At 52.3% G+C, this 22,796-nt stretch carries 15 protein-coding genes and 1 pseudogene; 7 read left to right on the top strand and 9 right to left on the bottom strand.

Annotation, left to right across the window (positions count from 1 at the left end; translation table 11 throughout):
- Positions 1–53 precede the first annotated feature (53 nt).
- On the top strand, positions 54–1,226 hold the full coding sequence (locus tag HP555_RS00265) for an RtcB family protein (protein WP_199263235.1): 1,173 nt from the start codon (positions 54–56) through the stop codon (positions 1,224–1,226).
- A 78-nt stretch (positions 1,227–1,304) separates the two neighbouring features.
- On the opposite strand, the gene sppA is transcribed toward HP555_RS00265, so the two are convergent.
- Complete coding sequence (gene sppA, locus HP555_RS00260; RefSeq protein WP_199263234.1) at positions 1,305–3,170, bottom strand: signal peptide peptidase SppA; 1,866 nt, start codon at positions 3,168–3,170, stop codon at positions 1,305–1,307.
- 261 nt (positions 3,171–3,431) lie between these two features.
- Here sppA and HP555_RS00255 point away from each other — a divergent pair, with 261 nt between their 5' ends.
- The gene (locus HP555_RS00255; RefSeq protein WP_199263233.1) at positions 3,432–7,781 is read left to right on the top strand and encodes a retention module-containing protein; all 4,350 of its coding nucleotides are present in this window, start codon (positions 3,432–3,434) and stop codon (positions 7,779–7,781) included.
- A 116-nt stretch (positions 7,782–7,897) separates the two neighbouring features.
- Here the strand turns inward: HP555_RS00255 and HP555_RS00250 are convergent, their stop codons facing one another.
- From HP555_RS00250 to HP555_RS00240, 3 genes are read right to left on the bottom strand one after another with little or no spacing between them, the layout of a single operon-like run.
- Positions 7,898–8,548 carry a helix-turn-helix transcriptional regulator gene (locus HP555_RS00250; RefSeq protein ID WP_199263232.1) on the bottom strand — a complete coding sequence of 217 codons (651 nt, stop codon included), beginning with the start codon at positions 8,546–8,548 and terminating at the stop codon, positions 7,898–7,900.
- 1 nt (position 8,549) lies between these two features.
- A complete protein-coding gene (locus tag HP555_RS00245; protein WP_199263231.1) occupies positions 8,550–9,929 on the bottom strand; it encodes an HlyD family type I secretion periplasmic adaptor subunit in 1,380 nt (459 codons plus the stop codon).
- A 9-nt stretch (positions 9,930–9,938) separates the two neighbouring features.
- Positions 9,939–12,110 (bottom strand): type I secretion system permease/ATPase, encoded by a 2,172-nt coding sequence (locus HP555_RS00240; protein WP_199263230.1) that lies wholly within the window; start codon positions 12,108–12,110, stop codon positions 9,939–9,941.
- Between the two features lie 99 nt (positions 12,111–12,209).
- On the opposite strand from HP555_RS00240, the gene HP555_RS00235 reads away from it, so the two are divergent.
- Entirely contained in the window at positions 12,210–12,539 is a 330-nt protein-coding gene (locus HP555_RS00235; RefSeq protein ID WP_199263229.1) for a hypothetical protein, read from the top strand.
- Positions 12,540–12,554: 15 nt separating this feature from the next.
- Here the strand turns inward: HP555_RS00235 and HP555_RS00230 are convergent, their stop codons facing one another.
- The 4 genes and pseudogenes from HP555_RS00230 to HP555_RS00220 form a co-directional block, all read right to left on the bottom strand.
- On the bottom strand, positions 12,555–14,513 hold the full coding sequence (locus HP555_RS00230; RefSeq protein ID WP_199263228.1) for an EAL domain-containing protein: 1,959 nt from the start codon (positions 14,511–14,513) through the stop codon (positions 12,555–12,557).
- Between the two features lie 13 nt (positions 14,514–14,526).
- Positions 14,527–15,228, bottom strand: coding sequence for a transglutaminase-like cysteine peptidase (locus HP555_RS00225; protein WP_199263227.1), 702 nt, complete (start codon positions 15,226–15,228; stop codon positions 14,527–14,529).
- Between the two features lie 126 nt (positions 15,229–15,354).
- On the bottom strand, positions 15,355–15,702 hold the full coding sequence (locus HP555_RS14310; protein WP_408639854.1) for a TolC family protein: 348 nt from the start codon (positions 15,700–15,702) through the stop codon (positions 15,355–15,357).
- A gap of 41 nt (positions 15,703–15,743) precedes the next feature.
- Positions 15,744–16,577, bottom strand: a pseudogene (locus HP555_RS00220) (TolC family protein); the annotation flags it as partial.
- Here HP555_RS00220 and HP555_RS00215 point away from each other — a divergent pair.
- The 4 genes from HP555_RS00215 (at position 16,564) to HP555_RS00200 (ending at position 20,829) form a co-directional block, all read left to right on the top strand.
- Entirely contained in the window at positions 16,564–16,821 is a 258-nt protein-coding gene (locus HP555_RS00215; RefSeq protein ID WP_233249209.1) for a hypothetical protein, read from the top strand. The pseudogene HP555_RS00220 and the gene HP555_RS00215 overlap by 14 nt on opposite strands.
- Before the next feature lie 626 nt (positions 16,822–17,447).
- A complete protein-coding gene (locus HP555_RS00210; protein WP_199263224.1) occupies positions 17,448–18,554 on the top strand; it encodes a glycosyltransferase family 4 protein in 1,107 nt (368 codons plus the stop codon).
- Between the two features lie 566 nt (positions 18,555–19,120).
- Positions 19,121–20,247, top strand: a protein-coding gene (locus tag HP555_RS00205) for an IS3 family transposase (protein ID WP_199263223.1) whose coding sequence is annotated in 2 segments (ribosomal slippage) — positions 19,121–19,376 and positions 19,376–20,247 — 1,128 coding nt in all. Because the reading frame shifts where the segments join, the coding sequence is not laid out codon by codon here.
- 63 nt (positions 20,248–20,310) lie between these two features.
- A complete protein-coding gene (locus tag HP555_RS00200) occupies positions 20,311–20,829 on the top strand; it encodes a hypothetical protein (protein WP_199263222.1) in 519 nt (172 codons plus the stop codon).
- A gap of 190 nt (positions 20,830–21,019) precedes the next feature.
- On the opposite strand, the gene HP555_RS00195 is transcribed toward HP555_RS00200, so the two are convergent.
- Complete coding sequence (locus HP555_RS00195; RefSeq protein WP_199263221.1) at positions 21,020–22,636, bottom strand: HDOD domain-containing protein; 1,617 nt, start codon at positions 22,634–22,636, stop codon at positions 21,020–21,022.
- Between the last annotated feature and the right edge of the window lie 160 nt (positions 22,637–22,796).

Raw genomic sequence — 22,796 nt, 5'->3', positions numbered from 1 at the left:
AAATGTATAAGGTTGCACTATAAACCAGATAACCGGGAGGGCAAGAGAACACTGTGAAACGAACCATTACCACTGAAAAAATACCTATTATGCTCTGGCTTGACACGCTGGAGGAAGAGGCCTTGCAGCAGGCACGGCGGCTTGCCAATTTGCCCTGTGCCTTTCATCATATCGCTATTATGGCTGATGCTCATGTGGGGTACGGTATGCCGATCGGTGGCGTGCTGGCCACCATCGGCGCTGTTATCCCCAATGGAGTTGGTGTTGATATCGGTTGCGGCATGCGGGCTGTCCGCACCGGCCTCACTGCGCTGGAGGTGCCGGTACTGAAGAAGATGCTCACAGCGTTGCGTGCTGCTGTTCCTTTGGGATTTAAGCATCATAAGAAATCTCGGCCCCTGGAGGTGATGCCGGATCCAACCGAATTTGGTCAGGATTTACCTGTCGTTACCGGTGAGTTCGAGAACGCTCGCCGCCAGATCGGCACCCTGGGTGGAGGGAATCATTTTATTGAAATTCAGCAGGGGAACGACCAGCGGATCTGGTTGATGGTGCATTCCGGCAGCCGGAACATCGGTTACCGGGTAGCCGGCCATTACAACGAGCTGGCGGTTCGCCTGGCGAAGCAGACCGGTAAGGATGCGATACCCAGGGAATGGCAACTGGCGACGCTCCCGCTGGATACGGAGGTTGGGCAGCGTTATCTGCGGGAGATGGAGTACTGTGTGGCCTTTGCCAGTGCCAACCGAAGTGAGATGATGGCCGCCTTGCAGGAGATCGTTACTGACCTGACCGGTTGTGATCAGTTTGATGATCCTATCGATGTGGCACATAACTACGCGGCCCTGGAAACGCATTTTTTCAAAGAGGTCTGGGTGCATCGCAAGGGGGCAACCCGTGCTTTTGCCGGTGAGTACGGCATTATCCCGGGTTGTCAGGGAAGTCGAAGCTATATTGTGAAAGGACTGGGCAATCCGTTATCTTTCATGTCCTGTTCCCACGGTGCCGGTCGGGTTCTTGGCCGCAAGCAGGCTCAACGGGTGTTGAATCTGGAGGAGGAACGGGAAAAGCTCGATAAAAAACGTATCCTTCATTCTCTGCGGCACCGTCGTGATCTTGAAGAGGCACCCGGGGCCTATAAGAATATCGATGAGGTCATCGCCGATCAGCAGGACCTCATCGAAATAGCCGTGGAGCTGCAACCCCTGGCTGTTTTGAAGGGATAACCATTGCGTGTTATGGTCTGCTGCCTGCCTGGTACGGTATTAAGAGACAGGCAGTAAAAAAAGGGCTGCTCCGTTTTTTTATCGAAACAAGAGCGCCGGTGAGGGAAACAGACAGTGGCTGTACAGTCCACGGGGGTCCCTGCTGTCAACTATAAAATCCAGCTGTTCCTCTGCTGCTTGCCGCATCTGCAGAATACCCGGAGAAGAGGCGAACAGACCTCGGATCAGGGTTTCAATGGGTTGTTCATTTTTTTTGAAACGGTTCAGATAGTTGCGCGGATCAAGTTCGATGAACAGGGCATTTTCCTTTGGCACATTCGCGCGTTTGGCTGCTTCAGCAATGGCATCCTGCAGGTTGCCGAGCTTGTCGACCAGACCTATCTTCAGGGCGGTTTCACCGTCCCAGACCCGACCGCCGGCAATTTTTTTCACCGCCTCCACGTTTAACGAACGACCCCTGGCAACAGTGTTGATGAAACGCTGATAGCCCTGTTCAACATCCATTTGCCAGGAGGCGGCTTCCTCTTCCCCCATGGCTGTTGCCATATTACCGAAATGAGCGATGTTGGTGGTGCCGATACCGTCACCGTGAATACCAAGGCCGGCCAGTGTTTTTTCCATGGTCGGAATCATGCCGAATATACCGATTGATCCGGTGAGAGTAGTTGGTGCGGCGACAATGGCATCAGCGTTTGCTGATAACCAGTACCCCCCTGATGCCGCCATGGCGCCCATGGAAACAACCACCACCTTGCCGTCCTGCCTGGCAGCCGCCAGCTCTTCACGGATAAGCTCTGAGGCGGTGGCACTGCCGCCGCCGCTGTTGATACGAAGCACAATGGCTTTAATGCGCGGGTTCTGGCGAGCCTGGCGAATTCGCTTGATCAGATCCTCGGCCCCGATCTGCTGAGGCGTTCCTTTACCGGGAATGATGTTTCCACTGACAGCTATAATACCGATCAGGTCACTTTCTTTGTCCGGTTTTGTATAGGAGGGGGTGATCGTCTGCAGGTAATCACGAAATCCGATATGGTTGCAGCTTTTCTTATCACTGGAAAGACCGACCATCTGTTTGAGCATCTCATCAATCTGCAGTGGGGTTTTCAGGCCATCCACCAGACCTGAAGCCAGGGCGAGTCGGGCGCGGTCTCCGTCCACTGAAGCCAGCTGAGAGACGGTCTGGTTGATGTTGTTCCGAAAGACGGTCAGGTCAAGCTTCCGATGCGTGACGATATCTGTGCAGTAGATGTTCCAGAGGTTGTTGAGCCACAGGCGATTGGCCTCTTTGTCTTCCGGGGACATATCGTTACGCAACAGTGGTTCGACAGCGGACTTATAGTCACCGACCCGGAATACATGGGCATTGATACCCAACTTGTCGAGCATATCCCGCACATACAGACGGAACACTGAAAAGCCGCGAATCTGGACGGCACCCATGGGGTGCAGGTAGATCGAATCAGCCCAGGAGGCCAGATAGTATTGGGTCTGGTTAAAGTTATTGCCAACAGCAATAACTTTTTTGTCTTTCTTTTTGAAGGCGTCGATGGCGGCACCGATGGTCCGAATCTGATCAAGGCCGGCATCTCCCATCTTATTGGTATTAAGCACCAGCATTTTAATGCGTTGGTCGTCGGCCGCTTCCTGCAGTGTGTCCAGTATATCCTGCAGAAAGGTTTCTTCCTGGAACGGGGAACCGGAAAGCCGGTTGAGCACTCTGGCAAAGGGGTCAATCGGGGAACGCACCTCAACGATATTTCCCTCAGGTGCCAGTACAAGGGCGCTGCCTGGCTGGACGGTGATTTTCGGTGTATACAGGACAAGTGCCAGACCGGCCAACAGCAAGGTCACCACCAGCAGGTTGAAGATGACAGTCAGTCCGGAGCTGAGAAACTTCCATAACCAGACACAGGGGCGGGAAAGCAGATATAAAAAACGTTTCATGGACGATGTTCCTTTCAATACAGAGGCGATGAAGATTTCCGGCATCATACCATTGTTTGCAGAGGACAGAAAGAGCCTGTTTTCAGTTCAACTGAAACTATAAAGTTGTTCTTTTACATGACGGTAGACGCAAAATGTTCAGAGAAGTTGCTGTGTCTGGAAAAAAAGACGAGGCATGGTACCAAAGTCCAATAGACATGAGGAGCACATCGCGTACAATCTGATCATACACTTGTTTTTTACCAATAGGAGGAAGCAGATATGGCAGTTGGAAAGGCACAAACGGTCGGGAAAGCCGTTATCGTGTATGGAACAGTTAAGGCGGTTTCAGCAAATGGTTTTGAGCGGGTACTGACTCCCAACAGCGTTATCTACGCTGATGATCGAATAGTAACAGGTTCAGATGGCAGTGTTTCCATCACCTTTACCAATACTCCCAATGCAATGATGCTCGGGCGCATGTCCGATGTCCTCGTTGATGAAGAAGTGTACGGAGCGGCAGCACCCGGGGATGCCGGTGATTTTTCGGCCTCGGTTGCAGATATGCAACAGGCCCTGCAACAGGATGAAAACTTTGATCCCACCACGGATCTGCCACCTCCTGCTGCCGGTACCGGTGTTGCCGGAGCAGGAGGCGGTGGCCGGCAGATTGTTGTTTTTGAAGCAACCCAGATGGAGATGATACCTGATTCCGGTGCTGAAACACGGGGCATTGGCTGGGATTTTTTAGATCCGCCCTACTGGGTCTTTGCCGGTATTGATGATGGAACCGAGACACCTCCTGCGCCTCCTGTTGACGGGGAGACCGATATACCTGTTCCCCCGCCTGTATCTCCGCCAACTGTGTCGATGGACAGTATTGCCGTCAATGAGGGTGATCCGGCGGTATTCGACATCCATGTAACGGGTGTTGGCGAGGGGAGCACACTTGAGCTGACGTTTGCCGATGGCACGGCTGTGAGCCCTGATGACTATGCATCCGGTGGTTTTGAGTACAGCCTTGACGGTGGTACGACCTGGAATGAGTACACCGGTGGTATTCCGCTTCCAGCCGGTGACAGTGTTGTGCAGGTTCGGACACCCACGGTTGACGACACCATTGACGAGCCGAATGAGACGTTCACCCTGAACGCAGTGCTGACGAGTAACGGGACCACGTACAGTGACTCAGCCACGGCCACGATCATTGATAATGATGTGCCGACCATCTCTGTTGGTGGTGCTGGGACCGGTACCGGTGATATCGAGGTTCCAGAGGGTGATCCGGCAGTATTCGACATCCATGTAACGGGTGTTGGTGAGGGGAGCACACTTGAGCTGACGTTTGCCGATGGCACGGCTGTGAGTCCTGATGACTATGCATCTGGTGGTTTTGAGTACAGCCTTGACGGTGGTACGACCTGGAATGAGTACACCGGTGGTATTCCGCTTCCAGCCGGTGACAGTGTTGTGCAGGTTCGGACACCCACGGTTGACGACACCATTGACGAGCCGAATGAGACGTTCACCCTGAACGCGGTGCTGACGAGTAACGGGACCACGTACAGTGACTCAGCCACGGCCACGATCATTGATAATGATGTGCCGACCATCTCTGTTGGTGGTGCTGGGACCGGTACCGGTGATATCGAGGTTCCAGAGGGTGATCCGGCAGTATTCGACATCCATGTAACGGGTGTTGGTGAGGGGAGCACACTTGAGCTGACGTTTGCCGATGGCACGGCTGTGAGTCCTGATGACTATGCATCTGGTGGTTTTGAGTACAGCCTTGACGGTGGTACGACCTGGAATGAGTACACCGGTGGTATTCCGCTTCCAGCCGGTGACAGTGTTGTGCAGGTTCGGACACCCACGGTTGACGACACCATTGACGAGCCGAATGAGACGTTCACCCTGAACGCGGTGCTGACGAGTAACGGGACCACGTACAGTGACTCAGCCACGGCCACGATCATTGATAATGATGTGCCGACCATCTCTGTTGGTGGTGCTGGGACCGGTACCGGTGATATCGAGGTTCCAGAGGGTGATCCGGCAGTATTCGACATCCATGTAACGGGTGTTGGTGAGGGGAGCACACTTGAGCTGACGTTTGCCGATGGCACGGCTGTGAGCCCTGATGACTATGCATCCGGTGGTTTTGAGTACAGCCTTGACGGTGGTACGACCTGGAATGAGTACACCGGTGGTATTCCGCTTCCAGCCGGTGACAGTGTTGTGCAGGTTCGGACACCCACGGTTGACGACACCATTGACGAGCCGAATGAGACGTTCACCCTGAACGCAGTGCTGACGAGTAACGGGACCACGTACAGTGACTCAGCCACGGCCACGATCATTGATAATGATGTGCCGACCATCTCTGTTGGTGGTGCTGGGACCGGTACCGGTGATATCGAGGTTCCAGAGGGTGATCCGGCAGTATTCGACATCCATGTAACGGGTGTTGGTGAGGGGAGCACACTTGAGCTGACGTTTGCCGATGGCACGGCTGTGAGCCCTGATGACTATGCATCCGGTGGTTTTGAGTACAGCCTTGACGGTGGTACGACCTGGAATGAGTACACCGGTGGTATTCCGCTTCCAGCCGGTGACAGTGTTGTGCAGGTTCGGACACCCACGGTTGACGACACCATTGACGAGCCGAATGAGACGTTCACCCTGAACGCGGTGCTGACGAGTAACGGGACCACGTACAGTGACTCAGCCACAGCCACGATCATTGATAATGATGTGCCGACCATCTCTGTTGGTGGTGCTGGGACCGGTACCGGTGATATCGAGGTTCCAGAGGGTGATCCGGCAGTATTCGACATCCATGTAACGGGTGTTGGTGAGGGGAGCACACTTGAGCTGACGTTTGCCGATGGCACGGCTGTGAGCCCTGATGACTATGCATCCGGTGGTTTTGAGTACAGCCTTGACGGTGGTACAACCTGGAATGAGTACACCGGTGGTATCCCGCTTCCAGCCGGTGACAGTGTTGTGCAGGTTCGGACACCCACGGTTGACGACACCATTGACGAGCCGAATGAGACGTTCACCCTGAACGCGGTGCTGACGAGTAACGGGACCACGTACAGTGACTCAGCCACAGCCACGATCATTGATGATGACATCGTTGATGGTGACGAGCATGTCTCAACGCAGGAAGATGCGCCGTTGGCGGGTAATGTCCTGGACAACGCCACGAACATGACCGGTGAGGTTACAATTAGCGGTTTCACTGTTGCCGACGATTCCACCACCTACCTGCCTGGAGACACGGTAGAGATCAGTGGTGTGGGGCAATTGGTGATACATGAAAACGGCGACTACCTGTTTACACCGCATCCTGATTATAGCGGTCAGGTGCCTCAGGTAACCTATACAGTGACCGATGGCATCGGCAGCGAAACATCAACACTGAATATTACCGTAACACCGGTTGTGGATATTCCGAAGGTGACCATCACCCCTCAGAATCCGGCAATGGTGAATACGGTGATCAATGCCGCAAATGTGACCAGTACGGACCTGGGGTTCACAGTCAAAGCGTATGATCTTGATGGCAATGAGATTGGTGTTGCCACCGCAGAAGGAGTGTATGACGCACCAACTGGTTTCGGTGTGCCGGGCGATGCCTCCGGAGATTTCATAGAACTTGGCCAAGATGGTCACACTTCCGAAAAGATTGAAGTCATCTTTGATAGCCCTGTTTCCGAAGCAACGGTTCGGTTTGCCTGGCTTGCCTCTGTTGAGCGGGCAGAGTATGTGCTGTACGATATTGATGGTAATCAGATCGGCGGTGGAATAGTCCAGGGCATAACCGATGAGATTGATCCACCGTTTACACTGCAGGGAGCAGATGGAGCTCTCATCCACTCTATTGTCTTTACTGCACCAACTGATGGAGGAGACAACGACTTTTTGATCCACGACATCAGTTTCCCCACGGACACGCTCTATCCGATCAATCTGGTCGTGGAGACAGGAGACACCGATTTTTCAGAGACCATTGTCAGTGTGGCCCTGTCGGTCCCTGAAGGAGCGGTTCTTTCTGCAGGAACGCTCAATCCTGATGGGACCTGGACACTGCCGCTGGAGAGCGACGGCAGCTATACGGTCGCCATTGATCCGGTCACCAATGCGGTAACAATCGAAGGTCTGGAAATGACGGTTCCCGGTACAACAGGAGCAACCCCGGATATTTCAGTCATCGTGACCATTGAGGACAGTGCAGGTGGCGGCTTAACCGACACCAAGACCTTTATCATCGGTACGGAAGCCGACAACACACTGGCCGGCGGCAGTGGAGACGAGGTCCTTATAGGTGGTGGCGGCGCCGATATCTTCATGGTCGGTGATGGCCATGATACCATTCTGGATTACAGCCGGGCCGAGGGGGATCGAGTGGATATCAGTCAGGTGATCGGCAGTGATGAGGATGATCATTCCCGACTCGGGGTTGCCGACAACGATGGTAAGGCCCAGTTACTGCTCTATGATGATGCTGATCATTCGAATGTGATTGGTAGTGTTACCTTTGACACCATTGATTTCAGTTCACTTGATACCGGTGATCAGCTCAACTCACTGTTGGGCCAGATAGATCTGGGATCTACGCAATAATTCGGTACAGTCCTTTTCCTTGCCAAAACGCAGCAGGTAGCATCAGCTATCTGCTGCGTTTCTTGTTTTTTTAACAGAAGAGATGAGGGCACATACTGATCAATTGCCGTCGGTCTTCATCCGTTATTGGAGGCAGACGCTGCCTGACGCATCAGCAGTGCCAGGGCCAGGCGTCCTTTGGTGGAGGTCTTGGCATACACAGCACCGAGGTGGGCTTTGACCGTGCGTTCAGTAATACCGAGCTGAACAGCAATTTCACCGTTGCTGAGCCCTTGAGACACTAAATCGGCAATCTGCAGTTCCCGGTCGGAAAGGTTGTTGAGTTGAGGAGTACGGATAGCCTGTGTTTGGAATGTGGAGCTGACGGATGGTGCCGATTGGGTGATCAATCGATACATGAGATCCTGACTGATCCATACTGAACCATCGACTATGGAACGTATGGCATCCTGCAGTCGCTGGGGGTTGGTATAACTGTTGGCGTACCCGATCACGCCAAGCCTGAGAAGGGCCAACCCCTCTGTTTCGCTCGGTCGGTCCGAAAGAATGACGAGTTTACAGTTAGGTTGACGTCTTTTGATGTAGGTTACCGCTGCGAAGTCGATTAAAGGACGGTGAATGAGCAAAAGACCGAAGGTGATCTGTTGCTGAACAAAAATACGCAGGTCTTCCAGCGTGGTGGCCTGGTAGGTGGAGAACATGCGGTTCAGAGCAGTGAACCACCGTTCACGAAGGCGAGGATTGCTGCAACAGAGGATCAGGTTCATCTCATCGCTCCCGAAGTGCTGTAGCCTTGGCCCGCAGAACAGGCTTGAGCAGGTACGAAAGAATGGTTTTTTTGCCGGTGAGAATATCGACTGAAGCGACCATGCCCGGAATAATGGGGAGTGGCTTGTCCTTGCTGCCCAGGAAGTTCTGTTTGGTGCGGAGACGGATCAGATAGAAATCGTTTCCCTCCTTGTCGGTGATGGAGTCGGCACTGATGTGCTCTAAATCTGCCTCCAGTCCGCCATAGGTGGTGAAGTCGTAGGCAGTGAATTTGATGATGGCCGGTTGGTTGGGATGAAGAAAGGCGATGTCAGCCGGTTTGATTCGGGCCTCAACAAGTAACGTATCCTCAAGGGGAACGATCTCGATCAGATCCATTCCCGGTTGAATGGTACCACCGATGGTATTGACTTTGATCTGATTGATGGATCCCCGTACCGGCGAACGGACCGCGGTACGCTGAAGCCGGTCCATCAGGGCCTCGGCATTGGCACTGACACCTTCCAGCTTGGCATACGCCTCGTTCAGCTCGCTGCGAGCAGCGTTATGAAAGGCGAGTTGTTCGCTTTCCATGGCTTTTTTTGCCTCGGCAATCTTCGACTCAACCTTGGGAATGGCAATTCTGGTGGTCTCGATGGCGCCGCTCATCTCGCTGTGTTGACGTTGTAAGCGTAGTACTTCAACCTCAGAGACCGCTCCCTGGGCAATCAGTGGCTTGGTCATGGCCAGTTCCCGTTGGAGCAGCCCGGAGGTTCGACGCAACTCTCCTAATTTTGAGCGGAGCTCTGCCAGTTCCTGTTTACGTTGAGTGTGTTGCTCCTGGAGGATCTGTAGTTTGGCTGTCAGCTGTTCTTTTCTGGAGGTGTAGAGTTTTTGTTCCCGTAGGCCGATTTCCGGCTTTTCTTTACTCACCTCCTCCGGGACATTAAATGGTTTGTCATGGGTTTCCGCCTCCAGACGAGCGATCTGTGCCTTCAGTGCCAGGTAGCTGGCCCGGCTTTCCTGATATGGCGCCGAGAATCTGGTTTTGTCGATTTCAAGTAACAGCTGGTCTTTGTCAACCACGTCACCGACCTGCACCAGCAGTTTGGCAAGGATGCCGCCTTCAAGGTTCTGAACAACCTGTATCTGCTGAGAGGGGATAACCTTGCCATCGCCGCGGGTTACCTCGTCTATCTCAGCCCATGCCGACCAGACAAGGAAACACAGAATAAAAAGGCCGACCAGCCAGACGATCAGGCGACCGCCACGGGGGTCCTGAAGCAACAGTGTGGTTCGGATATCAGTGACCAGGTCAAGGTCTGGTGACGGCAGTCTTCGAAAAAGTCCCTGGGGAGCTGCAGACCGATCGTTGGCTGGAGGTGTTGGTTGTTTGTTCATGATGTCTGTCTACAGCTGTACCTGGCCGCTTCTGATGGCAGTCAAGACCTGGTCTCTTGGTCCATCTGCCACCACCATGGCGTTGTCGATGAGAACGATGCGATCAACCAGATCAAGCAGTGAAGCACGATGCGTAATGAGAATGAGGGTTTTTCCGGGAAGGAACTGCATAAGGTTCTGTTTGAGCCGGGTTTCCGTCCGGTTATCCATGGAGCTGCTCGGTTCATCTAAGATAAGGATGGGCGGATCGTGTAATAGGGCTCTGGCAATAGCAACACTCTGGCGTTGGCCACCTGAAAGGCCGCGTCCCTGTTCACCGATTTCCAGATCAAAGCCCATGGCATGCTTGCCGACAAACTCGGCAACTCCGGAAAGTTCGGCTGCTTTGAGCAGCACGGCATCTTCCACTTCCGGCGAACCAAGACGTATATTATCGCGAATGGTGCCGCGGAACAGCGTGATATCCTGTGGAACATACCCGATGAACCGGCGGAGTTCCGCTGGATCGATCTGGCGAATGTCGGTGTCATCAAGGGCAACAATGCCGGCGGTGGGTGCATACATGCCAAGCAGTAGTTTGCCCAGGGTGGTTTTGCCTGAACCGATGGGACCGATGATCGCCACCCGTTCACCAGACTCTATGGTGAGTGAAACATTGTTTAACGCCAGACCTTTTTGTTCGGGGTACTGAAAATCCACCTGTTCAAAGGCTATCTTTCCCTGGCAGGTACCGCGAAGAAGGAAGTTTCGGTCCAGGGGACGTTCGACCGGCAGTGCCATAATGGCGTCCAGCTCACCGAGAGCTGTTTTGGCCTGGTGATACCGGGTTGCAAGGTTCACCACCTGGAACATCGGAGCAATGGCCTGTCGGGAAAGGATCAAAAGAGCGATGATTCCCCCTTGGGTCAGGTCACCTGTGGATATCCGGTACACACCGGCAATAATTGTCGCCACGGTGGTAACGTTCATGACAAATTCGCAGAAATGGGTAACCGCGGAAGAGAAGAGGCGAGACCGACTGCTCCAGGTGGCAATGTAGCTGACTGCCTCCTCCCAGCCCCGTTGAATCTGACTTTCTGCACCAAGCATCTTGATTGTCTCGATGCCGGCCAGTCCTTCCACCAGGATGGCATTTTTTTGCGCTGATGCCTGGAATGAATGCTCCACCGCCCGTTTGAGCGGTGCCTGGACAGCGTAGGCAAACAGCGCCATCAGAATGACGGCGCTCAGATGAATCCAGACGATCGGTCCGCCAAGATACCAGATGGCGGCAAGTCCCAGGAACATGAAGGGAAGATCGATCAGAGCGGTGATGGAAAAGGAGGTGATGAAATCTCGAATCGCTTCAAATTGCTGTAGTTTTTTAGAAAACCCACCCACTGATTTAGGTCGAACTTCAAGCCTGAGGCCCAGGACTTTTTCCAAAAGTGCTCCGGAGATGCGCAGATTGGCCTTTTTGCCGGCTTCATCGACAAAGTGCCCGCGCAGGCCTTTTAGCAGCAGATTAAATAAGTAGACAAACCCCATACCAATGGCAAGCACCCACAGTGTTTCAAAGGCCAGGTTGGGGATAACCCGATCGTACACGTTCATCGTAAAAAACGGTGTGGTCAGGGCAAAGATATTGATCAGCAACGATGCCAGCAGTACATCACGGTATATCCGCCACGAAGAGAACAGGACACCCCAGAACCAGTTTTTTTCAGTCCTCCGGGCTTGGTGATCAAGTTGATGATCCTGTCGGAACCTGGGACGGGCAAAGAAGACAAATCCACTGAACAAAGCGGTCAGTTCCGACAGGGGCAGCTGTGTTGCACCAAACCCGGTTTCCGGTAAAAGAACGGTAGCCTGTTGCTGACTGTGGTCAACGGCGGTCAGCAGGCACGCCTTTTTCCCCTCAAGAAGAAGAACCGCCGGGAGTTCCAGGCTGGATATCTTTGTCAGTGGTCGTTTGAGCAGCCGGGTCGTTAAACCTGCACGGTCAGCGGCTCGGGGGAACAGTTCCACGGTTAACCGGTTGTCCACCAGCGGTAACCCGGCGCACAGGCCGGTCCGGGAAACCGGCAGATTGTAGAACTTGCCGAGTTGGAGCAGGCAGTCGGTCAGCGGGTCGTCCCCGGTATCTGAACCAGATGCATCGATCCATTCTTTGGCGGGTATCGATTGAGCGGTGTCTGTCATGTTTGTTGATACAGGTAGTTGTCGACGAAACAATTTCTATGCTATGATCGTTGTATCACAAGAAATTCAATCGTGACAAGGAATTCAGCGGAGCTGCCGATGTTGTTTGTAGAACGTGATGAGACAGGAAACATTGTCGCCCTGCGAAAGGGTGAGTCCGGGGCTGGAAAAGAACCGGTTTCCCTGCTCGATGCCGAGATCCTCTCTTTTCTTAGGACTATTGACGATTTTGAATCGTTTTCACATCTTCTGGCAGCCTCAGATGCCTCCATGGTACGGGTTGTCGAAGATCTGATTGATCTGTTGATCGCCAAAAAGGTCATTCTGTTCACAGAGTTGCCATCTGAAGCACAGGAAAAAATTCTCAACCGTAAACAGTTACGCGCCAAGATGTCAGACCACCATCTCGTGGTCGACGACATTATCTAAAAGACCTTGTCTGTTCTACAGTACCGGTTCCGGCCGACGGATAAAATAACCCTGAACTGCATCTATCGGCAGGGCCGTGACAGTCTGCCATTGCTGTTCGGTTTCCACCCCTTCGATAATCACCCGAATATCCAGACTGTGGGCTATGGTACACAGTGTGCTGACAAAGAACGAGGTGTCGTCCTGATCGTTGTGCATGTCGTTGGTGATTGCCCGGTGGATCTTCACATAGTTGGGCAGCAGTGATTTGAGGTAGCCGTAATGGGTGAGGCCCTGGCCGAAATGATCGATACCAACGCCATGGCCCATGGGTTTGATCCGGTCTGCAAAGGTTTTGATGATATTGAAGTGCCGGATGGCTCGGAATTCGGAAAATTCAAAGTTGAGGAGCAGGCCTGCAGCAGCGCATTGGGACAGCTGCGGAAACAGCCAGTCGACAAAGAGTTCGTTTTTCAGGGAGATGGGTGACAGATTGATTGCCACGCGGGGCGGAACCAATCGAGAAGGCGGCAAGGCAATGACATTCTCCAGGATAAGACGATCAAGGGTCGGCATCAGTCCGAGCTGTTCGGCCATGGGCAAAAAGGTACCGGCGGAAATGTGTCGACCGTCACTGTGGGGGATGCGGCTTAAAATTTCGTGATGGATGATTGTGTCCTTGTCACTCTTGCTGACTGTGGGCTGTCCGTACAGGACCAGAGAACGATTTGCCAACACCGTGTCCAGCAGGTGTTTCCACTCGGTCTTGCCAACAGCAACAGTCGCTGCATCATCAAGGGGAAAGATGACTGTGGAGCCGGGGGCACCCTCCTGCCGGGCTGTATTCAGGGCAGTGTCGGCATGGATGAGGAGTTCGTTGAAACTTGTTGGTCGACTGTAGGTCACACCACCGCAGACAACTGTGATGGAAGGTACTGAAGACGAGGTGGTTTTGATAAAATCAAGACTCTTGAGTCGGGTTTCAGCAAGCTCGGTGGCCATGGCCGCATCCATGTTAGGTAGAAGAAGGGCCAGGTCTGGCCCTCCGAGGCGGCCGACAATGGCTTCAGCCTGCTCTACGGCAGTTTTTTGTAAATCGGAGGCCAGCTCGCTGATCAGCTGGTCACCGATTGTGTAGCCCAGCTGCTGGTTGATGCCTTGCAGTTCCTGGATCTGGAACAGGAGGAAGGTACCGTTGACAGGTGTCTCCTTTGCCGCAACCTTGGCTTTGACCTGTGCCTCGAGAAATCGTCGATTGCCCAGACCTGTCAACGGATCCTGATAGACACGCTGCTGGAGTGAGTCAGCCAGGGCTGCCTGCTCTTCAAACATCTCCCGAACCTGCTCTGTCATCTGGTTCATGGCCTTTACCACGCGGCGCAATTCCTGGGTTCTGGGAAGTCTTTCCTGGATGTGAAAGCGTCGCTCACACAGTGCAAGCGCCTGTTCTTCAACCTGTGCCAGTGGCGCAAGGAGTCGGCGTATTCTAAGCAGACCAGCCACGATAACTATTGCAGCAGTGATAGCGAACCACAGAGAAGCTGACTGTACTGCCTGCCATAAGGTGTAGTAGGCGTACCCAGGATGACTTTGTACCGTCACCGTACCGGTCTGCTTCCAACCGTTCATGACCATTGCCTGGGCACTGGGAATTGATAACGGAGTGGCCCGGATAAACCAGGCGGGTACACGCTCAATGGAGACAGTGGACTGGCGATCAAAGAGAACCGTGCCTTGAACATCTTTAAACTGTATGGTTCGATAGTATCCTCGATCAAAGATGGCGTTGATCATAGATTCCATGACAGCTGCATCTGTCCCGTGGGCCAGGCTACTTAAAGACAGGCCAAGGGAAGAGGCAGTGTCTTGAGCGTGTGATTCGAGTTGAGTGATCAGAAACTGTCTGGTTCGTTGCAATTCCCCTACCCATAATCCGACACATAGCAGGATTATGGTGGATAGACCAAAGAACAGCAGTTGACGGTAGAGGGTCATACGAATCCTCATTTTATGGTGTTTCAGACGAGATGCGGTCCAGGAGTTCTCGCCACCGCTTGAGTCGATTATTATTGCCGATCTGTTTTCCTTTACCGCGCTGTTTGGCAAGCCAAAGACCTGAACCATTCAGACTGTACACCGGTACAAGATCGGTACGCTGGGAAGAGGGTTTGATCGCGTCGATCAGGTTATCTAAAACCAATGGCTCCGCCCCCGGAACAGGGTAATAGGTTAAGACCATGTGAGCCTGATTGAGATGAACTGCCTTGACATAGGTGAGGGCAAGACGGTGTTCATCAACCCCCATTTTCAGTAAGGTGAAAAATTTAGCGATGGCAAAATCTTCACAGTCTCCTCCTCGGCTGGCAATGAATTCAATGGGTGTTGCCCAGTAATCCTCTTGTTGCCAGTGGTCGGTGTCAGCAATGAAGGCGTTTGTATTCATAAACCGGTTCACACGCTCAAGCTTGGTTTGCTCACTGTCGACAGTGGTCCGGATGAGGTGCTGCCATGCAAGCAGCCGGGTTCTGGCTTCTTTGCCGAACTGTTGTTCCATGCGCTGTAAAGTCTGTTCTGGAATGAAAAAAGATTCATCGGTCAGCACCGGTGGGACCAGGACAATCAGGATCAGAAAAAGGAGGCTGAAGAGAGGTCTGGCAGCTGATATGACCGATGGCTTCATGGTCAGCAAAGTGGTGTGTGCAACACCCATGGTGCCGGTAAGGACTGAATGGTCAGGATAACGTATCCGGGCCGGATGGGGCTGCGGTAAACATCCCCGTCCATGTCGTCACGAACGGGGATGAGAGAAAGGCAAGGGGCAGCAAACGGCAGAGTGTCAGGATTGGTCGCCGGCAGTGGCCTGCGGCTGTTCTTGAGCGGAGTCTTCGTTGATCAAACCTTCGTCAGGCCATTGCAGCTTTAAAGCAGGGATCAACCGGCCGGTGGCATTGAGAATCCGATACTGGGCATACAGGCCGTCGTAGTCGGCTGTGACCAGCTGACGGGCAGAGTCTATCCGCTCAGCCTCAGCGTCAAGAACATCAAGCAGGGTGCGTTGTCCGATATTCCACTGCTTTGTGTAGGCACTGGCTGTTTTGGTCGCAAATTGAAGACGTTGCTGGAGATAGTCGGTCTTCTTTTTAGCTGCCTCATGAGCTTGCCATGAAAGTCTCGTTGATTCGATGACCTGGCGATGGGTGTGGTTTCAGTCTTTCTGGCCTCGTCTTTCCAGCCATTGAACAGATTGTAGCGGAGGCGAAGAACAACGCGGAGATCTTCACGTTCCTGATCTTCGTCCAGTGAGGTGTTGTAGGTATCTTTCTGCCAAATCTGGTCGGCTTCCAGGTCAATGATAGGCATGAAGGGGCTTTTTGCGACTTCGTCCTGTTTGCGGCGTGCCTCCAGGTCGGCAAGCGCTGATTTAAGTTGGGGATGGTTGGCAACAGCAAGGTTTTCCGCCTCATCCCGGCTTGGAGGTAACAGGGTTGCAGGGGGTTCCGGACGGGTCAGCTGCATCGGCAGGTTACCGACGACCGCGTTGTAATTGGTTTGTGCATCGAGCAGGTTCTGTTCCGTCACCACCAGGTTGGCTTGGGCAAGGTTCAAACGGCTCTGTACCTGATCCATGTCGGCCAGACGGTCAACACCTGACTCGCTTCTGAGTCTGATCTGATCTGAGATACGTTGGTGCAAGGTCAGATTTTCTTGAGCCAGCTCGACAATAGCCTGATTTTTAAGAACCTCCAGGTATACATTGGCTGCTTTTAATGCGGTATTGTCAGCGGTACTGCGCACCACATACGCTTCGGATTCAACTCGAGCCTTTTGACGTTCGACTTCATTCATTGTCGAGAGGCCGGCAAAAAGATTCTGACGAAGACTTATGCGAGCCTCCCGAGGGCTGAGCTCTCGGTCATACGGTTTTTCGACCCAGTCTTTACCGGCGCCGGCTTCAACATTGAGCGTGGGGAAATAACCGGAACGGGCCTGTCGAACCTCTTCATCCCGCGCCAGACGGTTGTGGGCTACAGCACGGATGTCAGGGTTGCTGCTGATCATTTTCTGTACAGCATCCTGGAGTGTTTCCGCTCCTGCAAACATGCTTGTGCCGAAACTTCCTAAAGCCGCGAATGCACAAACTGCACAGTATTGCCGTAATCTCATTGGGACTCCTTTGGGATTGTGGTTGATAATACCGAAGCAAGGCAAGTGGATATTCGACTTTATTCTTGCTGGTGATAAAAAACAGCAAATCATTACACAACCTAAAGAAATGATGCAACTCTTTACTGGCGATTTTTGAGGTGAGGCAAGGCGTCTGACCTGTTTGGAGGCTCTGTCTCCTGTGTGCCACGGCAGCTTGTGTTGAGCGGTTGATCGTACTGCCGGTGATGTAAAAATGTGGCGCATGTCCATGTGAGACAAGAGTGGAGAGCTGTTGTGCATGTCAAGATCAACCGGTTGGTGACAGTGTCCTTTTGCCGGGCAGACAAACGGTGTCGGAGTGTCTGCTTCGGCAAAATGAAAAAAGGTTTGGCAAGGACGACTAAAGAGTTGCAATTATCTGTCTGATATCTTATTCGACCGAAACAGATGCGACATCCTGTATATAGAACGGTTTTGCTGATCATTACGATAGGTGTTCCGCCTTCCTGGAAAGAGGATACAATCATCTTTGCAGAGTAAAAGGATATTATATCAACATCACGGATACTCTCCTTTTTGTTTTGACTGATGATGAACGTTCCATTTTGTGTATAGACACACTCTTCTACACTTTATTCACCATATCTCTACAGTTTATACTGAAACATCCGGTCTTGAAGTAATATACACTGGTTTTGGTAAACATAGCTCATATGCAACGCATCAACCCTTGTTGAACAAAACACCGGTGTTGTTGTGTGCAAAAGGACTGAATTTGAAAATATGCACTCAATAGAACAACATCCATTGGTTATTCATACCGACTGGAGCCGTTCGTGGGGAGGTCAGGAAATCCGAGTTCTTACGGAGCTCAAAGAGTTGCGTAAGCACGGCTTTCGTGTTGGCTTGATCGTTCCTCAGGAAAGTGAGTTGGCATGGCGCGCCGGCGTTGAGAATATAGCTGTGTATCCCATTAAAAAATTTGCCAAATTCAATCCCGGATCCTGGTGGGATCTGATCATACTTATCCGGGCTCTTAAACCAGCGGTCATCAATACCCATTCGTCGGAAGACTCCTGGATGGTGGGGGTTATTGCTCGTTTTTGCTGCATCCCGCTCATTATCCGTACACGACACGTCTTGGCACCAGTTTCCTCAACGTTCAGCTATAAATTTTTTCCTCATATAGTTTTTACGTGCAGTGCAGCGATTGCTGACCAGTTGGCCCTGAAAGGTATTTCGCGCGACAAGCTAATCGTTCTTTCAACCGGCAACGATGAGGCGCGCTTTCGTTTTTCCCGACAGCACCGTGAATCGATTCGACAAGCCTACAACATTGCCGACCCAGATATTCTCGTGGGGAATGTCGCCTTTTTCCGCCATTATAAAGGTCTGGCATTTGTTATACGGACTGCAGCGGTAATGCCCGCTCATTTTCGCTTCATGCTGGTCGGTGATGGTGAAGAACTCCTGGGGCTTAAGGCGCTCGCCAACGAATTGGGAGTAGGTGATCGGGTGATTTTTGCAGGACACCAGGAACAACCCGAGCACTATTTCAGCGCTTTTGATCTCTTCTTTTTTTCTTCCTACGAAGCTGAGGGTGTCTCTCAGTCGCTTATTCAAAGCCTTCTCAACGGTCTTCCGGTATTGGCCTGCCGTCTGTTATCAACGGTCGAGACTCTTGGTTTTATTGAGGATTACCGACTGGTGGACTATAATGATGTGACGGCTGCTGGCCAGGCTCTGCAAGATCTTGCCAGGTTACCTCGCCGCGATCCTGAGCGAATGGAAAAACAGCATCAAGCTGTAGCAGACCACTATGGTACCAAAACAATGGTACAGTCTCTTTTAGAAACATACCGCCGATTCGGTGTATTTTCTCAAGATTGAGACGTTTTTACGACGTGCGGGCCGAATTTTACAATATTCAACGTCCCCTCTCTTTGCGCCTTAAGATGTTGGTGCACGAGGAGCAGCATAATTGCTTACCCCCTCCTGTTTACAGCAGGATGAATCCGGGGGGTGAGGGGTTCTGTCATCCTGATCTTTGAGTGTGTGTAGGGTGTGCAAACAAAGCCTGCATGTTCATCATCGCCTCTCCGGTGTTTTCAAAGCAGCTGAAGAGGCAGATCCTCAGCCTCTGGCTATACATGTTCCGCAACCGAGCGGTTATTGACTTCCCGGCTCACTTGCGTTGTAGTAAGAACAATATAAGCAGGATCGTGCAACAACCGTGTGAATACCCTGTTTCTATGTGCTGATAGGCCTGTTTGGGGCAGGATATTTGTGTTTCTATCGTACCATAAAATTTTTGGTGTGAGGTGTGCGCATGCAGCGATACCTTAGGCTTATGATGATGGCTTTATTGAGAAGTGGTCTCGGAAATTTGGACAAGCTCTTAAGTGGAAAATCTGCTACCACTAACGCCCAACGATGGGCACAACATGGAGCAGAAAATGGCAAAAAGAACGAGGCGGAAACATTCAGCAGCATTTAAAGCAAAAGTGGCCTTGGCTGCGATAGCCGGTGACAAAACATTGGCTGAATTAGCCCAGCAGTTCGAGGTCCACCCCAACCAGATCACCACCTGGAAACGACAATTAAGCGAGGGCGCCTCAAATATTTTCGATAAATCCCCGGCTAAGCCGGAAGTTGACCTGAAGGCACTGCACGCCAAGATCGGGCAATTAACGCTGGAAAACGATTTTTTAGAAAGCGCGCTCACCAGGGTGGGACTGCTGAGCGCAAAGCGATAATTGACCGCACTCACAAACTCCCTGTGACAAGACAGGCCAAGTTGGTTGGCATCAGTCGCAGCAGCCTCTATTATCGTCCCAGGCCCGTTGCGAAGGCCGATTTGGAGTTGATGCGCCGCCTGGACGAGTTGCATCTGGAGCGCCCGTTCATGGGCGCCCGCATGTTGCGTGATCAGGTTGATCGAGCGGGCATTAAAGTTGGCCGCAGGCATGTGGGTACGCTGATGAAACGCATGGGCATCGAGGCGCTGTACCGGAAACCGGGAACCAGCAAGAAACACCTTGGTCACAAGGTATATCCCTATCTCATGCGGGGGATGAGGATTGACCGAGCCAATCAGGTCTGGGCGCTGGATACGACCTATATCCCGATGGCCAAAGGCTTTGTTTATCTCACAGCCGTGGTTGACTGGGCCAGCCGGAAAGTGCTGGCGGCCAAGATCGCCATCACCCTGGAGGCCTGCCATGCTGTCGATGTTCTGCAGGAGGCGTTCACCCGCCATGGTACGCCTGAGATCATTAACACCGACCAGGGGAGCCAGTTCACTGCCGAGGAATTTGTCCGGGCGGTCAAAGACCGCGGATGCAAGCTCAGCATGGATGGCCGGGGCGGCTGGCGGGACAACGTGTTTGTGGAACGATTGTGGAAGTCAGTCAAGTACGAAGAAGTGTATCTCCATGCCTATGACTCAGTCGTCGAGGCCCGCAGATCGATCATACGTTATTTCGACTGGTACAACCGCTGTCGACCACACTCCAAAATAAAGAGAAAAACGCCTAACGAGGCGTATACCGCGATGCTGCCGGCGGTCCAACAGGCAGCCTAACTATGGACAGAGATTTCACTTAAAAATTAGAAGATCTTGTTCAGACAAGTGGAGCCACCTCTATTGATCTGGTCATCGGTTCCCGGACTTCTTTGGGGAGATGACCGCCCAGATGCCTGTCTTCTTTTCTCCCAGTCCGATGCGTCTGAACTTTTACAGGCAACTGTTTCTCCAGGTGTGGTCAGCAAGGCCGTCTCACCAGCAGGCATGAGTTGCCGTTACTTTTATAAAGAGGATGGCGGCGTGTTTGGAGTGACCGTGACCCACAGTACCAGCGCGACGATCAGTGAGGAAGGCATCTATGCATCTGCTGCCGATGTCATGATGAGACAGCTGCGAGCCCGAAAAAACAGCACATATGCAGCCTCGTTTTTACGCACATTTTCTGATCTTGGTGAGGAGAGTTTTTGGGACGGCACAGCTCTTTGGCTTCGTAAACACGATCACCTTGTACGAATCAGGCCGGAACCGCGTGTGGTGGGAACGTTCACGGATAGAGCTGCTGCCGACGCAGCCAAGCGGGAGCGCAGTTTGGCATTGGCTCTGGCCGCCGGCAAGGTAATCGTGGCCCGCCTGCCCTGATGACCGGGTTTCGGTAGACCCGGACAGTGGATGGAAGGGTTAGTTGTTTGATCTCCTGTACGGATGGTAGATGAGCCCTGAGCAACATTTATCAGGATACAGGTTGCAGGCCTCTTTCTCTTTCTGGAGCATCTATGAGATATGGGCCGTTCCGGGGTGCCGGTCCGTTGTATAAGTGGCAAGTTGTGCACTATTCGGCAGAACGAGCCATCAGTTCCAGAAGCACTTGATCAAGGCGATCACATTTTTCATTGAGTACGGCTAAGTCACGATTGATTGCTTGGCCATGCTCGTATTTTTTTTCAGCAGTCTGCAAGTGGTTACGAAGGGTCGTCAACGGATCGTTTATCTCGTTGATGAATCGTTTAGCGGTCATGTCAGCTGTTCGTATTCGCTCAACCGCCAGTTGTTCCGCCTGCAGCGCCTGCAGGTGATTCAGGTAAAAACAGAGAGCCGCATGGTTCGCCAGTAAGTGCAGTGGCTCCCAGTGCGTGCCGGACTCGCAAATACCTGCGTCATTGAAGCCGATCAGAAGAAGACCCTGGATCTCACTTTTGTACACCATTGGCACCCCGAGCATGCCTTTTGTTCCCAACATGTGAAGCAATCGGGCATCAAGAGGACGGATCGGCTCTTTTCCCTGCTCTGTTGTAAAAAAGTGCATGAGACGCTGATGAACGAGGGCGTTTCCCGGCAGACTGTTGGCGTACTGTTGGGGCGAGAAGGTGAGGTTGTTGAACTCGCGTGGCAGTGTACTGTTGGGAGTGGTTACACCGGTAAGATCGCCGGACTCCCTGTCCAGAACCATGATGAGAAAAGCACTGACGTTTAAAAGTCTTTTCAGTCCCTGTTCAACTGCTGCGAGAACCTGTTCGGGCTTTTCTGCAGTAAGAAGAGCGTTGAGCAGATCACTTATCAGGAGAATTCTGCGATTCTGATCGGCCGGATTCTGGTGGACTTCTTCCTGTGAACCTGTACGTTTTGCAGCCTGTTTATGAGAAGCTGTATCCTGCTGCGAGATTCGTATGCCAAGCTGATTGGCCAACAGTTTGATCTGCTCTTCAACCCCGTTGTACAGGGAGCAGACCTGTTCAGGAGACAAACCAAAGAGGCGGTCGGCGGCCTCCAGGCAATGTTCACCATTGTCTGTGGTATTGTGGCTGAGCAGGTTGGCGAGATAGGCAATTCTGGTCAGTGGCAGGGCCTGTTCCACTTCTTCAAGAGTGTGGTGATGGTAACGGACAGCATCTGTGAGGAGCGTCGGCAGACGCCATTCTTCGCAGAGCCAGGCTCCGGCAGCGCAATGATTGATGTTGAATTTTTTTTCTTCCAGAACGATCAGGTGATCATTCTGAAGGTGAGAGCTTTTGTGGAAAAACGGGGCATAGGTGTCGGGAAAAGCTACGTGGAGCAGCAGCTTGCCGATATCGTGCAGTAATCCGGCCAGATAGGCTTCGGACGGGTTGTTGTATGCCGCTGTTAAAGCAATGTTTCGAGCAATAAGAGCGTTGGCAAGGCTATGATACCAGAACCGGCTGATCGACGCCTGATCAGTACTTTTTATCCGTTGAAAAACCTGTTGCACCGAGAGGCTGATAACCAGATTTCTGATTGTGTCCGCACCAAGATAAACAACAGCCTGCTCAACGTTGAGAAATGATCGTCGTGCTCCGATAAATGCGGAGTTTGCCAGTTGCAGGAGTTTGGCGCTGATGGCCGTGTCTTTGTCGATTATGCCCGCAATTTCGGAAAGATTGATTTCAGGTTCATGACACCTGTCAATCAACTGTACCAGAATTTGTGGCATGCTTGGAAGATTTCCGGAGATTTTAAGTGCATTCAGGGCAGGATGTAAACGTGTCATCGTCGGTGCAATCGTTAGGAAGAGGCGGCTGTTTTTTCAGTGCTTAATACTGGTATAGCAAAGCGATATTGAAAAATCCAGGAACGAACAGAGAGAAATTCAA

It is taken from the genome of Desulfobulbus oligotrophicus (assembly GCF_016446285.1).
In the GTDB taxonomy this organism is placed as follows: Bacteria; Desulfobacterota; Desulfobulbia; order Desulfobulbales; family Desulfobulbaceae; genus Desulfobulbus; species Desulfobulbus oligotrophicus.
The sequence above is the reverse complement of the archived record's forward strand: the minus strand, read 5'-3'. Positions and strand labels throughout refer to the sequence as shown.